This window comes from Neorhizobium sp. USDA 3394, from assembly GCF_056280385.1.
On record NZ_JBWCDU010000002.1, the window covers coordinates 452,479 to 466,332 of the forward strand.

General features: G+C 54.4%; 11 protein-coding genes and 1 pseudogene. 9 read left to right on the forward strand and 3 right to left on the reverse strand.

Annotated elements, in window-relative coordinates; translation table 11 throughout:
* Nucleotides 1-138 precede the first annotated feature (138 nt).
* The 3 genes from ACZ9EJ_RS23660 to nodD1 form a co-directional block, all read right to left on the reverse strand.
* Complete coding sequence (locus tag ACZ9EJ_RS23660; protein WP_040125980.1) at nt 139-1,347, reverse strand: beta-ketoacyl-[acyl-carrier-protein] synthase family protein; 1,209 nt, start codon at nt 1,345-1,347, stop codon at nt 139-141.
* A gap of 1 nt (nt 1,348) precedes the next feature.
* Nucleotides 1,349-1,627, reverse strand: coding sequence for an acyl carrier protein (locus ACZ9EJ_RS23665; RefSeq protein ID WP_040125981.1), 279 nt, complete (start codon nt 1,625-1,627; stop codon nt 1,349-1,351).
* Between the two features lie 648 nt (nt 1,628-2,275).
* Nucleotides 2,276-3,187, reverse strand: coding sequence for a transcriptional regulator NodD1 (nodD1, locus tag ACZ9EJ_RS23670; protein WP_040125982.1), 912 nt, complete (start codon nt 3,185-3,187; stop codon nt 2,276-2,278).
* Between the two features lie 245 nt (nt 3,188-3,432).
* Here nodD1 and ACZ9EJ_RS23675 point away from each other — a divergent pair, with 245 nt between their 5' ends.
* The 9 genes and pseudogenes from ACZ9EJ_RS23675 (at nt 3,433) to nifE (ending at nt 13,846) form a co-directional block, all read left to right on the forward strand.
* Entirely contained in the window at nt 3,433-4,023 is a 591-nt protein-coding gene (locus ACZ9EJ_RS23675; RefSeq protein WP_080719412.1) for a NodA family N-acyltransferase, read from the forward strand.
* Nucleotides 4,020-4,659: pseudogene (gene nodB / locus ACZ9EJ_RS23680) on the forward strand (chitooligosaccharide deacetylase NodB). Before ACZ9EJ_RS23675 ends, nodB begins: the two are co-directional and overlap by 4 nt.
* 23 nt (nt 4,660-4,682) lie before the next feature.
* The gene (gene nodC / locus ACZ9EJ_RS23685) at nt 4,683-5,984 is read left to right on the forward strand and encodes a chitooligosaccharide synthase NodC (RefSeq protein ID WP_040125983.1); all 1,302 of its coding nucleotides are present in this window, start codon (nt 4,683-4,685) and stop codon (nt 5,982-5,984) included.
* A 2-nt stretch (nt 5,985-5,986) separates the two neighbouring features.
* A complete protein-coding gene (gene nodI / locus ACZ9EJ_RS23690) occupies nt 5,987-7,003 on the forward strand; it encodes a nodulation factor ABC transporter ATP-binding protein NodI (RefSeq protein ID WP_255743301.1) in 1,017 nt (338 codons plus the stop codon).
* 2 nt (nt 7,004-7,005) lie between these two features.
* A complete protein-coding gene (locus ACZ9EJ_RS23695; protein ID WP_040125984.1) occupies nt 7,006-7,794 on the forward strand; it encodes an ABC transporter permease in 789 nt (262 codons plus the stop codon).
* Nucleotides 7,795-8,224: 430 nt separating this feature from the next.
* Nucleotides 8,225-9,121 carry a nitrogenase iron protein gene (nifH, locus tag ACZ9EJ_RS23700; RefSeq protein ID WP_040125985.1) on the forward strand — a complete coding sequence of 299 codons (897 nt, stop codon included), beginning with the start codon at nt 8,225-8,227 and terminating at the stop codon, nt 9,119-9,121.
* 101 nt (nt 9,122-9,222) lie between these two features.
* Nucleotides 9,223-10,722 (forward strand): nitrogenase molybdenum-iron protein alpha chain, encoded by a 1,500-nt coding sequence (gene nifD, locus ACZ9EJ_RS23705; protein ID WP_040125986.1) that lies wholly within the window; start codon nt 9,223-9,225, stop codon nt 10,720-10,722.
* A 96-nt stretch (nt 10,723-10,818) separates the two neighbouring features.
* Complete coding sequence (gene nifK / locus ACZ9EJ_RS23710; protein ID WP_040125987.1) at nt 10,819-12,360, forward strand: nitrogenase molybdenum-iron protein subunit beta; 1,542 nt, start codon at nt 10,819-10,821, stop codon at nt 12,358-12,360.
* Nucleotides 12,361-12,415: 55 nt separating this feature from the next.
* Nucleotides 12,416-13,846, forward strand: a complete 1,431-nt coding sequence (nifE, locus tag ACZ9EJ_RS23715) for a nitrogenase iron-molybdenum cofactor biosynthesis protein NifE (RefSeq protein ID WP_080719414.1) — start codon at nt 12,416-12,418, stop codon at nt 13,844-13,846.
* The last annotated feature ends 8 nt before the right edge of the window (nt 13,847-13,854 follow it).

Here is a 13,854-nt window from a genome sequence, read left to right on the forward strand (position 1 = left end):
CCGTCGCACCGGCGAGATCTTAGATGCGCAGCATCAATTCTCTTCTCGCTTTATTTCCACCCCGCTAGTTATGGTAGATTTGATGATGGCCGCCTGTACAAATCCCCCAGGGGAGCAGGAAATTGGCGGTCCAGGACCCTACACGCCCTTAAAGGCCAATACGGCGTTGGTGCCACCCATCGCAAAGGAGTTGCTTAAGGCAACACGTACCTTACGTTGGCGCGCCACATTGGGCGTAACGTCTAGATCGCAGTCAGGGTCATGCTCTCGATGGTTTGCGGTCGGCGGCACTACGCCCTCTCTGATCGCCATCACGCATGCAATCATTTCCAGTGCGCTTGCTGCGCCAAGGCAATGCGCGTGCATCGACTTCGTGGAGGAAATCGACATTGAATATGCATGGTCTCCGAAGACACGTTTAACTGCTGCTGTTTCCGTTAGATCGTTAGCCTTGGTGCCGGTGCCGTGAGCATTAAGGTAATCGACATCTTCGGGGTTTAAACCGCCGTCAGCAAGGCAATTTCGCATCGCTGACTCTGGTCCCTCAACTGATGGGCTCGTGATATCGAAAGCGTCGGCGGAAAGGCCCACTCCGACGATCTCGGCAAGTATGGTAGCGCCGCGAGCGGCAGCATGCTCGTAGCTTTCCAGTACCGCCATGCCAGCGCCCTCTCCCAGAACAACACCCCTTCGATCGGCGGAAAACGGGCGGCATGTATCCGGCGCTAGTATCCGCAGAGCCTCCCAAGCCTTTAGTACTCCGTAGGTGAGCGGGGCATCGCTACCGCCAGCGAGCATCACATCGGCGCGGCCCAGCTTGATTTGATCCACCGCCGTAGCGATAGCGTGATTTGCCGACGCGCAAGCGGAAGTAACTCCAAATACCGGGCCCATTAGGCGCAGCACCATGCTTACCTGTGCTGCTGGCGCGCTTGGCATGGCTTTCAGGGCACTAAAAATGGGTACGCGGCTTGCTCCCCCCAAAAAGAGGCCGCGATAGCTCTGCTCGATTGCATCCCACCCGCAGCCGCAGACGCCAACGGTTGCGCCGAAGCGGGTGCGGTTTCCTTCATTGACCGAAAGCCCTGCATGTCGCAGCGCTTCCCATGCTGCAATCACAGCCAAGAGGCTGAAGCGGTCCATTGAGGCAAGCTGCTTGCGGCTGATCTCGTGCTCGGGCAGCCCCCCTATCTCGGACCCAACAGTCCCCTCCAGATCGTAAAGCGGGGTGTTAGCAATTGGACCGATTGCTGCGCGACCTTCCCGCATTTCTGTCCAAATTGATTGTGCGTCGGTGCCTAAGCCGCAAAGCCCACCCATCCCGGTGATGACTACCCGTCTGTTCATTTTAAACTTCCTTCGCAATCAATCCGCGGACGGCCTCGACAACGTCACCAACATTGCTGAGATTTGACCACGCATCGGATGTGTTCAGCTCAATTTTGATCCCGTGGGCCTGCTCCAGATCCCAAAGGACGTCAGCCAAACCCAAAGAGTCGATGCCCAAGGACGTCAATTCAGTTTCGATGGTTATCTCGGTCATTGATGCTGCTGCTATCCCGCCCTGCTCCGATTCAACGCGCCGCTTGATCGTGGTGATAACTTCAATCGCGAGTTCATCAGCCATTCTTTTCCTCCATGCGTTCTGGTTTGAGAGGGCAAATCTGCGCGTTCAACGACACGCGACTCCGCTCCGTTGGCAAGCAAACATATGAGCTAGTCCCCAGGCGCGAAGTGCTATGAGTTGGCTCTTGTCAGATCCCCTATGTTGCATCTGCCGCCATTAGTAAAATTGATTGCGTGGATTTGATGTATTTGTCCGGCGAATGTGCCGTGTTACGTCGAGTAAGAAGTCGCTTGGTGGAGCAAGCTCTTCGTGACGCGACCTCTATCCCCGGCCGCTACGGTAAAAGCCTGATCAGCGGACTGGCACTTGATCGCTAGACGTAAGCGAAGTTGCGAGATGGACATATGCCTCCGTCGGCTCGGGGCAAAATTGTCGATCGCCCACCATCGGAAGGGATCAAGAGGTTGAGCGAAATGTTGGCAGCTAGGGGAACGGGAAGAATTGGTGTTCGCGCGCCGTTCTTACGCTAGCGATGCTCTGAAGAGCTGGCTCCGCCAAGCGTCATCCAGCTAACAATGGTTGAAGAAAGAGTAAAATCACATTGGCCAAACATTACAGTATCGTCGCGATGATCCCGCCTGTGACTTCCATGGGGTCAGCATCATCCGTCCTAGCGAACGGTGCCGCCTAAACAGCCAATGTCTCCGATCAAGATTCCATCCGGGAAGCTTCATCAAACATGATCTCACGCATCCAAATGTTGCCTGGGTCGGTGTTATGAAGCGCGGGCCATTGGACTGCCAGGGGGAAGTGGAGAGGTGGAAGGGGATGCTCGACGATTTTCAGGGGTATCGTCTGCTCAAAATGTTTCACCAATCGCATTGGAATGGTCGCAATTCGGTCCGTCCCCACCAGCAGTGGCGGGATTAAAGTGAAGCCCGGTACGACGAGCTCAATCCTTCTTCTGAACCCATGTTCGAGCAATAGCCATTGCTCAACTGAAGGCTTCATTAAACGGCCAAATTTGGCCGCGACGTGCCCCATCGACATAAACTGTTCCATGGAAAGCCGATCTTCCAACTGCTTGTTCATTGGGCATCCTACGCAAACAAGCGTCTCATCGAAGAGCTTCGCTTTGGGATGGATGTTCGGCATCAACAAATCCGGCAGAATCAGAAAATCAACGTCACCCCGGCGCAGAAGCTCATCGGGATCGTCATCAAGGGGCAACAGTTCAAAGGTCACACGTGGCGCCTCCCGCGCAATCCGCTTTATCACCTTCTCCATGAATATCAGTGTCATGAAGTCGGATAGGATAATCCTGAACCGACGATCGGACTCCGCGGGTTTGATTGGATCCCAGGCGATAACAGAGAGTTGGATATGGAGCAGGGTGTCTCTAACAGCAGGCGCAAGTGCTTCGGCACGGGGGGTCAAAATGAGTTCGCGCCCTTGCATTACGAAGAGATCATCATGGAAATAATTTCGGAGACGGGCAATAGCCGCACTCATTGCCGGTTGACTGAGGTTGATGCGCCGGGCCGCGGCAGTCAACTGCCGCTCGGTCATCAGAGCGTCAAGCGCTACAAGCAGGTTTAAGTCCAAGCCTCTGAATCGCATCCGATATCCATCTCCTAAATGCTTTGTATCCAAACAATAGATTTTACCGATATCATCTCATCGAACTAGAAGACCCACTATCCTGCAGAAATCAAGGTGCCTCTCGCCGAAACCGGGGGGCAACAAGGAACGCTGCTGTGCATTGGTGGACCAAGCCAGCTCCACAGCCCAAAGCAGCTGTACCGTGCGTTGGTTGCTGCTGTTTATGGTTGTTTCCTTTGGTCAAACAACAATTGGAGCGCTGCATGTCTTCCGGGGTACATTGGAAATTACATTGGGAAACTGAGTTGGCTTCCTCCGACCACGTGGAGCTCGCATCATTCTTTCGGAATACATATGGCCCAACCGGGAAGTTTAACGCCAAACCCTTTGAGGATGGTCGTAGCTGGGCCGGCGCTCGGCCTGAGCTTCGCGCTATTGCCTACGATTCCAAAGGAATAGCCGGTCATCTAGGGTTGTTACGGCGTTTCATCAGAGTGGGTGAGACAGAACTGCTTGTGGCTGAGTTGGGGTTATATGGTGTTCGGCCGGATCTAGAAAAACTGGGCATCGCTCACTCCATTCGAGCCATGGCTCCGGTCGTGGAAGGGCTTGGCGTGCCTTTCGCATTCGGAACTGTGCGATACGCGATGCGAAATCACATCGAGAGATTCTGCAGGGATGGCGCGGCAAATATCGTGTCCGGCATTCGCGTAGAGTCTACTCTTGCGGATGTCTATCGTGATTGCCCGGCCACTCGAACCGAAGACGTTCTAGTTGTTGTAGTTCCGGTTGGGCGCACAATGAGCGACTGGCCGTCGGGGTCCCTCATACAGCGACGCGGGCCGGAACTATGAAGAACCTCAATATCATAGATAGAGTGGATGCGGGTGCGGACGATCAGTGCGTCTACCTGACGTTCGATGACGGTCCCAACCCATTTTGCACACCACAGATTCTGGATGTCCTAGCACAACATGCCGTGTCAGCAACGTTTTTTGTCATTGGTGCTCACGCGGAAGCACATCCGGGCCTTGTTCAACGTATTGTTTCGGAAGGCCACGGTGTCGCCAATCACACGATGACGCATCCCGATCTGGCCCTCTGCAGCCGGCCACAGGTGGAACGTGAAATAGATGAAGCAAATAGGGCTCTTCTCTCCGCATGCGCTGGCGCTTCTATCCGCCACATTCGAGCCCCGTATGGCAAGTGGACGGAAGAGGCTCTCGTCAAATCGGCGAGCTTAGGTTTAGCACCCGTACATTGGTCAGTTGACCCTCGAGACTGGTCTTGCCCGGGCGTCGACGCCATCGTTGACCGCGTGCTTGGCGCTACCAAACCCGGGTCCATCGTGGCTTCTGCATGATGGATGCCCCCCCGGTGCTGCGGACCCGGCCAAGCTTCCAACGCTGCGTGATCAAACGCTTGCAGCCATATCCGCAATCATCAAATCACTGCGTAGCCGTGGACTGACGATCCGTTCACTTCCTTAGCATTGATCAACACACGAGATACTATGACCTTGCTTGAAACAATCGGTATCGCAGCCGCCACGCTTCATGCGCTGTTATCGGCAATCTATAAAAGTATGCAGGCTTTCTACGCGAGCAAAGCCAGCGGCTCACAGCCGAGGTCAAAGGGGATTGATCCTGCCCATTTGCCCAGCGTAGACATCATTGTCCCATGCTTCAACGAAGATCCGGCCATTCTTTCGGCCTGCCTCGCCTCGTTGGCGGGGCAGGACTATGGCGGCAAGTTTCGAGTATATATAGTTGATGATGGCTCCAGCAATCGTGAGGCAATCTTGCCTGTTCACGGGCTTTACACCTCGGATCCGAGGTTCGAATTCCTGCTGCTGCCGAAGAATGTCGGAAAGCGCAAAGCACAGATCGCTGCAATAGAACGGTCATGTGGAGACTTGATCCTAAACGTTGATTCGGACACTTCTATCGCCTCGGACGTCGTGACTCTGCTCGTCGAAAAAATGCGCGACTCTGACGTTGGCGCCGCTATGGGCCAATTAAAAGCGAGCAATCGCGACCAAAACCTGCTGACGCGCTTGATTGACATGGAATACTGGTTAGCCTGTAACGACGAACGCGCCGCCCAGGCTCGATTTGGCGCGGTTATGTGTTGCTGCGGCCCGTGCGCCATGTACCGCCGGTCCGCACTTCTCTTGCTTCTTGATCAGTATCAAACGCAACTTTATCGAGGCAAGCCAAGTGACTTTGGCGAGGATCGCCATTTAACGATCCTCATGCTAAGTGCAGGATTCAGAACCGAATACGTTCCCGAGGCAATAGCGAAAACTGTCGTACCAGACCGCATAGGGTCCTACCTACGTCAGCAACTACGTTGGGCACGCAGCACCTTCCGTGACACCTTACTCGCTTTGCCTCTCCTGCCTAGCCACAATCGCTTTCTGACATTGGATGCCATTCACCAGAACATCGGACCATTGCTCTTGGCGGTGTCTTCAGCCACGGGCATAATCCAGTTCGTCCTAACAGCAACGATGCCGGGATGGACGATCATCATCATTGCGTCGATGACAATGGTGCGATGTTCAGTCGCTGCCTACCGCGCGCGCCAGATCCGATTTCTGGCATTCTCAATTCACACGCTAATAAACCTGTTCATGTTGATCCCTTTGAAGGGCTTTGCCCTGCTCACCCTCTCCAATAGCGACTGGCTGTCTCGCGGTTCGACGGCCGACGGACCGGCAATTGCCAAAGGTAACGGCGCTCCGAATGAAGCGGAGATCGTGACCTCCGAATCCCTTTTTGTGGGCGATACTTCGTCGCGCTTTCGGAGGTAGCTATGGGTGAGAACATGGAACGTGAAAAGTTGAGACCGAAGACTATATCAACGGACCGAAACTCAGCCTCCGCTCGATCCAATCCCGAGCGCGAACCCAACTCTGCGCCTACCATGGCGATCGATCTTCAGGCCGTTACTATGATCTACCGCGAGAAAACGGTCGTCGATTCCTTGTCGTTCGGCGTGAAAGCTGGAGAGTGCTTCGGATTGCTAGGGCCAAACGGTGCAGGCAAAAGCACGATTACGCGTATGTTGCTTGGGATGGCGACACCGAGCGCGGGAAAGATATCTGTGCTTGGACTGCCGGTACCAGGGAAGGCTCGTTTAGCGCGAGCGGGCATCGGGGTAGTGTCGCAGTTCGACAATTTGGACATGGAGTTTACCGTCCGCGAGAATCTACTGGTCTTTGGTCGTTATTTCCAAATGAGTACCGGCGCGATCGAAGAGCTCATCCCATCGCTACTAGAATTTGCACAGCTTGAGGCCAAAGCTGATGTTCGCGTATCAGACTTATCGGGCGGCATGAAACGCCGATTGACGTTGGCGCGAGCACTCGTAAACGATCCGCAACTGCTTATACTGGACGAGCCAACCACTGGCCTGGATCCGCCCGCTCGCCACCAGATATGGGAGCGGCTGCGCTCCCTGCTTATTCGCGGCAAGACCATTCTTTTGACAACGCATATGATGGATGAAGCCGAGCGGATGTGTGACCGGTTGTGCGTACTCGAAGGTGGGCGCATGATCGCCGAAGGCCCCCCTCTCTCCCTGATTAAAGATATAATCGGTTGCCCGGTTATTGAGGTTTACGGGGGCAACCCTGACGAAATCAGTTTGATAGTCAGACCACATGTCGAAAGGATCGAGATTAGTGGAGAGACGCTGTTCTGTTACACAGTTAATTCCGATCAGGTCCGTGCCAAGCTGCGGGAATTTCCCGGTCTGCGCCTGCTTGAACGCCCGGCTAATCTGGAAGACGTTTTTTTGCGGCTGACAGGGCGCGAGATGGAGAAGTAGCGATGGGTAGATTTTCTACAGAGGCACTTCCCTCGGGATTGCTGAATTGGGTCGCGGTCTGGCGGCGAAACTTTCTGGCATGGAAGAAAGTCGCTCCAGCATCACTCCTGGGTAATCTTGCCGATCCCATGATTTACATCTTCGGATTAGGGTCAGGACTCGGCGTGATGTTGGGCAATGTCGGCGGCGTCTCCTATTCTGCATTTCTGGCGGCCGGGATGGTCGCAACGAGCGCGATGACCGCATCTACTTTTGAAACGATTTACGCTACGTTTGCTCGCATGCGAGATCACCGCACTTGGGAGGCGATGCTATACACCAAACTTACGCTTGGGGATATCGTCCTGGGGGAAATGGCGTGGGCGGCAACGAAGGCGTCTATAGCAGGTACGGCGATTGGTATCGTGACAGCCACGCTAGCCTATTCGGAATGGGACTCCCTGATCTATGTTCTCCCAGTCATCGCGCTGACGGGTCTTGCCTTCGCGAGCTTATCGATGGTCGTGGCGGCACTGGCACCCAGTTACGACTATCTGGTTTTTTATCAGTCGCTTGTCATTACCCCAATGTTGGTCCTGTCGGGATCCGTCTTCCCGGTTGATCAGCTCCCGCCCATGCTTCAGCGTATAACGCACCTTCTCCCACTCGCACATTCCATCGATCTCATTCGTCCGGCAATGCTTGGGCATCCCGTTCCAGATATCACGCTGCATCTTGGAGCTCTTTGCCTTTACATTGTGCTGCCCTTTTTCGTGTCGATCGCGTTGCTGCGTCGTCGCCTAACCCAATAGCCGCAAACGGTTGGAACTATGGAAGTACTGACTCTCGAATTGGCCCGTGGGTTTCGACCGTTATAGAGACTGAAGATGCGTTCGCAGTGCATTCGGTTCGCCTAGGATGAAATTCCCTACGGAATATACAGCGCTGGTGATATCGAGGGGGAGCTGAATGGCCCTGCCGATGCACAAAGATCTCGGCCCCCATATCGTATGGTCGTCTCGCGTGTGCGACAATGCACACGACTTTTGTCGCTTCCACGACATTTGCCGAGGTGGTCCGACGTCGGTTCAGTCCATTTTTATCTTTGAAATCTAATTTAAATCTGCCTTTCCTCGAATCGCGTCGCAATTTGGCACGTATCTTGCTGTGTTTTATGCGGTGGCGAAAGCTGCCGGCAATCATTGACGGGACAGGGCGAAGTTCCATAGGGAAGGCAGAAGCATGGCAGGTTTGCGTCAAATCGCATTCTACGGAAAAGGCGGGATCGGTAAATCGACCACTTCCCAAAATACTCTCGCGGCGATGGTCGAACTGGGGCAGAGGATCCTCATCGTCGGCTGCGACCCAAAGGCCGATTCAACTCGCCTCATCCTGAACGCGAAGGCGCAGGATACTGTTCTTCATCTTGCGGCGACAAAAGGTTCGGTTGAAGACTTGGAACTCCAAGATGTGCTCAAGCTGGGATACAAAGGCATTAGATGCGTGGAGTCCGGTGGACCGGAACCTGGCGTCGGCTGCGCTGGCCGCGGTGTTATTACGTCGATTAACTTTCTGGAGGAGAACGGCGCATATGATGATGTCGATTATGTCTCCTATGACGTCCTGGGCGACGTGGTGTGTGGCGGCTTTGCGATGCCAATTCGAGAAAACAAGGCCCAAGAAATCTACATCGTGATGTCCGGCGAGATGATGGCACTCTACGCCGCCAACAATATCGCCAGAGGCATCCTTAAGTATGCGACGGTCGGCAGCGTGCGCCTAGGTGGCCTGATTTGCAATGAACGTCAGACTGACCGTGAACTGGATCTTGCCGAAGCACTCGCTGCAAGGCTGAATTCAAAGCTCATTCACTTTGTGCCACGCGACAACATCGTGCAGCACGCCGAGCTTAGAAAGATGACGGTGATCCAATATGCTCCAGAATCCCAACAGGCTGCGGAGTACCGGAAGTTGGCTGAGAAAATTCACGCCAACTCGGGCCAAGGGACAATTCCGACTCCGATCACGATGGAAGAGTTGGAAGACATGTTGCTCGACTTCGGAATCATGAAGACAGACGAGCAGATGCTCGCGGAGCTTCAGGCCAAGGACGCGAACGCGCCGCCTTCTAGTCGCTGACTCCTTCCGACGAGGTTTGCGCAGTTGATCCATGCGCGTTGAAACCGATGGCGGCTCGCTCGCGAGGCGCCACTATTATCTTGGAAGCAGGGCAGGATCGAATGAGCGCGAACTACGAAAATGACAGCGCCTTTCACACGAAGGTGATAGAGGATGTGCTGTCTGGATATCACGATAGGACGGCAAAACGCCGCAACAAGCATCTCAACGTGGCAACGGGTGAGGATGCGAGCAGCCTGGGCAACTCCTCAACGTCCCGATCCGACGTGAAGTCGAACGTTAAGTCAATTCCCGGCGTGATGACCATCCGCGGCTGCGCCTATGCAGGCTCTAAGGGTGTCGTTTGGGGGCCGATCAAGGACATGGTCCACATCTCGCATGGACCGGTTGGGTGCGGTCAGTATTCGTGGTCGCAGCGCCGCAACTACTATATGGGTCAAACAGGCATCGACACTTTTGTCACCATGCAATTTACTTCGGACTTTCAAGAAAAGGATATTGTTTTCGGCGGCGACAAAAAATTGGAAAAGGTTATCGATGAGATCGAAGAACTGTTTCCGCTGAACAACGGCGTTACAATACAATCCGAATGCCCAATCGGCCTGATCGGCGACGACATCGAGGCTGTATCCCGGAAGAAGGCAGCGGAATACAAAAAAACGATTGTGCCAGTGCGTTGCGAGGGCTTTCGTGGTGTTTCTCAGTCTCTCGGCCACCACATCGCCAACGATGCCATACGAGATTGGATCTTTGACAAGAAGAACCCGGATTTTACGCCCGGTGCATTCGACGTTAACGTCATAGGCGACTACAACATCGGTGGTGACGCATGGGCATCGCGCCTGTTACTCGAGGAGGTCGGACTGCGAGTGATCGGTAACTGGTCTGGAGATGCCACGCTCGCTGAGGTAGAGCGCGCACCGAAAGCCAAGCTAAACCTAATCCACTGCTACCGCTCGATGAACTACATCTCGCGGCACATGGAAGAGAAGTACGACGTACCTTGGATGGAGTACAATTTTTTTGGTCCGTCTCAGATTGCAACCTCGCTTCGCGCCATAGCCAAGCACTTTGGGCCCCAGATTGAGGATACGACCGAAAAAGTGATCGCCAAGCATCAACCTTTCATCGATGCTGTGACGGACAAGTACGGTCCGCGTCTCAATGGCAAAAGGGTGATGCTCTATGTCGGCGGCTTGCGCCCGCGTCACGTCATTACTGCCTATGAGGATCTCGGAATGCAGGTCGTCGGCACCGGCTACGAATTCGGTCACGGTGATGATTATCAGCGAACCAGTCACTATACCAAAAAGGGCACCCTGATCTACGACGATCTCAATGGTTACGAACTTGAGAAATTCATCGATGCGATTCGCCCTGACCTCGTTGGCTCGGGTATCAAGGAAAAATACACGGTGCAGAAGATGGGCATACCGTTCCGTCAGATGCATTCCTGGGATTATTCCGGCCCGTATCACGGTTATGATGGTTTTGCGATCTTCGCCCGCGACATGGATCTCGCGATAAACAACCCGATATGGGGCCTTTACGAGGCACCTTGGAAAAAAGCTACGGCACTCGCAGCGGTCGCAGCCGAATAAGACCCCGCCCTGTAGGTAAGAAGTTGCTAAAACGTAAAGTGCTTGAGGATAGGTAGGCCTCCGCGCAACGGTACAGCCGTTGAGAAAGGTGACGCCATGACGCGACCAGCCGAAAAAATCCTGGATCATGCTGCCCTGTTCCGCGAGCCGGAATACAGGAAGATGTTGGCCGAGAAGAAGATAAACTTCGAATCTTCTCACCCGGACCAAGTCGCTTCGGATCAACGTGACTTTACAAAGACGTGGAAATATCGCGAGAAAAATCTGGCTCGCGAAGCGCTCGTCGTTAACCCCGCAAAGGCGTGCCAGCCGCTAGGCGCGGTTTTCGCAGCCGCCGGGTTCGAGCGGACAATGTCTTTTGTGCATGGAAGTCAGGGCTGCGCTGCCTACTATCGATCGCATCTGACGCGGCATTTCAAGGAACCGTCCTCCCTGGTGTCCTCGTCAATGACTGAAGACGCAGCTGTATTCGGCGGCTTGAAAAATATGGTCGACGGCCTTGCCAACGCTTACAAACTCTACGACCCGAAGATGATCGCAGTCTCCACCTCCTGTATGGCGGAGGTGATTGGCGACGATTTACATGGTTTCATCGAGAATGCCAGGAACGAAGGGTCCGTACCAGCGGATTTTGACGTACCGTACGCACACACACCGGCCTTCGTCGGAAGCCATGTCGATGGTTATGACAGCATGGTCAAAGGCATACTGGAGCATTTTTGGGCCGGCAAAGAGCGCAGTAAGAACCCAAGTTGTATCAATATTATCCCAGGTTTCGACGGCTTTTGTGTTGGCAACATACGTGAATTAAAGCGACTGCTCACCTTGATGGACGTGTCCTACGCATTTATTTCGGACGCCTCAGATCAATTCGATACACCATCCGATGGTGAGTTCCGCATATATGACGGAGGCACAAAGCTCGATGATGTGAAGGCAGCACTCAACGCCGGCACGACAGTGTCGTTGCAGCACTACAATACTCGTAAGACCCTTGAATACTGCAAAGAAGTTGGACAGGAGACGGCATCCTTCCACTATCCGCTGGGTATCCAAGGGACTGACGAATTCCTGATGAAAATATCTGGGATATCCGGTAAGACCATTCCCGAAGCCGTCCGGCTGGAGAGAGGCCGGTTGATCGATGCCATGGCAGACAGCCAGTCGTGGCTACACGGAAAGAAGTACGCCATCTATGGCGACCCCGACTTTGTTTATGCCATCGCACGTTTCGTTATGGAGACTGGCGGCGAGCCCACCCACTGCTTGGCCACCAATGGCACGTTTGCGTGGGAAACCGAGATGAAGGAATTACTCGCATCGTCGCCCTTCGGTAAAGATGCGCAGGTTTGGGCCGGCAAGGATCTGTGGGCAATGAGATCCCTTTTGTTCACCGAACCGGTTGATCTACTGATCGGTAATTCCTATGGGAAATATCTTGAGCGCGATGCTGAAACTCCATTGATTCGACTGACGTTTCCAATCTTCGACCGGCACCACCACCACCGGTTTCCTCTCATGGGATATGTTGGAGGTTTGCGTGTTCTAACGGCTATCCTCGACAAGATCTTCGACAAGCTGGATCATGAGACGATGACGCTAGGTGCGACTGACTTTTCTTACGACCTCACCCGATAGGAGGAACGGCCGGTCTGGGGGCCGGCCCTCTGTTCATCGATTTCAAGGTCAACGAATGCTCTCAATCAACTCGACACCTCAAGGTTCCGTCCGCGAGCCGCTGTGCAAGATAATCCGCGGCAATGGTGCCAAAAAGCCATTCAACCTACGAGCCGCCGCGGGCTGCGCGTTTGACGGAGCTAAAGTAGTCTTACAGCCTATTTCGGACGTAGCCCATCTAATACATGCGCCGTTGGCCTGCGAAGGCAATTCTTGGGACAATCGCGGGGCCGCATCGTCAGGTCCTGGGCTTTGGCGGACAAGCTTCACGACGGATTTAACTGAACTCGAAATATTGATGGGGCATAGCGAGCGGAAACTCGTCGATGCCATCTGCGAGATCAAAAAGGACCACGCACCGGCAGCGATCTTTGTCTATGCAACCTGCGTCCCTGCGATGATCGGCGACGACATCGTGGCGATATGCCGTTCCGCAACGGCAGAATTCGCGATTCCGGTGGTGCCGGTCAACGCACCTGGCTTTCTCGGTGCGAAGAAGCTCGGCAATAGGCTTGCTGGCCAAGCCTTGTTTGATCATGTTATTGGCACGGTGGAGCCTGAGGACTGCGGACCTAACGACATCAATATCTTAGGCGAATTCAATATTTCCGGCGAATTCTGGCTCGTGAAGCCGCTCTTGGACACACTCGGAATCCGCGTTCGCGCCTGCATTCCTGGCGACGCCCGCTATTTGCAGGTCGCCTCTGCTCACCGCGCGCGTGCGACTATGGTGGTCTGCTCGTCGGCCCTCGTCAATCTTGCTCAAAAAATGGAGGAGCGCTGGGATATTCCCTTTTTTGAAGGCTCCTTCTATGGCATCTCTGGCACATCGAACGCACTCCGGCGGATCGCTGGCCTGTTAATCAAGAACGGCGCCGACTCCGAACTTCTCGATCGCGCGGAAGCGCTTATCTCGGTAGAAGAAAACAGAGCATGGAAACGGCTGGAAATATTCCGGGCCGGGCTCAAGGGCAAGCGCGTCCTGCTCAACACCGGCGGGGTGAAATCTTGGTCGTTGGTCCATGCGCTGCTGGAGATCGGCATGGAGATCGTGGCGACATCGGTCAAAAAATCTACCGATGACGATAGAGGTCGTATCAAGCAGGTTCTGAAAGAGGAGTGCCATCTGCATGACTCGATTGCCCCGAGCAGGCTCTACTCGACGCTCACAGGAGGCAAAGCGGACATCATGCTGTCGGGCGGTCGTACGCAATTCATCGCTCTTAAGGCAAAGGTGCCGTGGCTCGACATTAACCAGGAGCGGCGTCACGCCTACGCGGGTTATGAGGGAATGGTGCAGCTAGTGCGTCAGACCTACCTGGCAATCCACAACCCCATCTGGACAGAACTACGCGAACCCGCACCATGGGAGCGGCATCGGGATGCAAACATCAGGAAGCATGGCGAGCGCGAACCTTACCGCATTCCCCTTCAGTTCGGGCATTGAGGGCGGTT

Bases quoted from the DNA above. Each gene is read 5' to 3' on its own strand.
- ACZ9EJ_RS23660 (WP_040125980.1), bottom strand. From the start codon at position 1,347: ATGAACAGACGGGTAGTCATCACCGGGATGGGTGGGCTTTGCGGCTTA.
- ACZ9EJ_RS23665 (WP_040125981.1), bottom strand. From the start codon at position 1,627: ATGGCTGATGAACTCGCGATTGAAGTTATCACCACGATCAAGCGGCGC.
- nodD1 (WP_040125982.1), bottom strand. From the start codon at position 3,187: ATGCGATTCAGAGGCTTGGACTTAAACCTGCTTGTAGCGCTTGACGCT.
- ACZ9EJ_RS23675 (WP_080719412.1), top strand. From the start codon at position 3,433: ATGTCTTCCGGGGTACATTGGAAATTACATTGGGAAACTGAGTTGGCT.
- nodC (WP_040125983.1), top strand. From the start codon at position 4,683: ATGACCTTGCTTGAAACAATCGGTATCGCAGCCGCCACGCTTCATGCG.
- nodI (WP_255743301.1), top strand. From the start codon at position 5,987: ATGGGTGAGAACATGGAACGTGAAAAGTTGAGACCGAAGACTATATCA.
- ACZ9EJ_RS23695 (WP_040125984.1), top strand. From the start codon at position 7,006: ATGGGTAGATTTTCTACAGAGGCACTTCCCTCGGGATTGCTGAATTGG.
- nifH (WP_040125985.1), top strand. From the start codon at position 8,225: ATGGCAGGTTTGCGTCAAATCGCATTCTACGGAAAAGGCGGGATCGGT.
- nifD (WP_040125986.1), top strand. From the start codon at position 9,223: ATGAGCGCGAACTACGAAAATGACAGCGCCTTTCACACGAAGGTGATA.
- nifK (WP_040125987.1), top strand. From the start codon at position 10,819: ATGACGCGACCAGCCGAAAAAATCCTGGATCATGCTGCCCTGTTCCGC.
- nifE (WP_080719414.1), top strand. From the start codon at position 12,416: ATGCTCTCAATCAACTCGACACCTCAAGGTTCCGTCCGCGAGCCGCTG.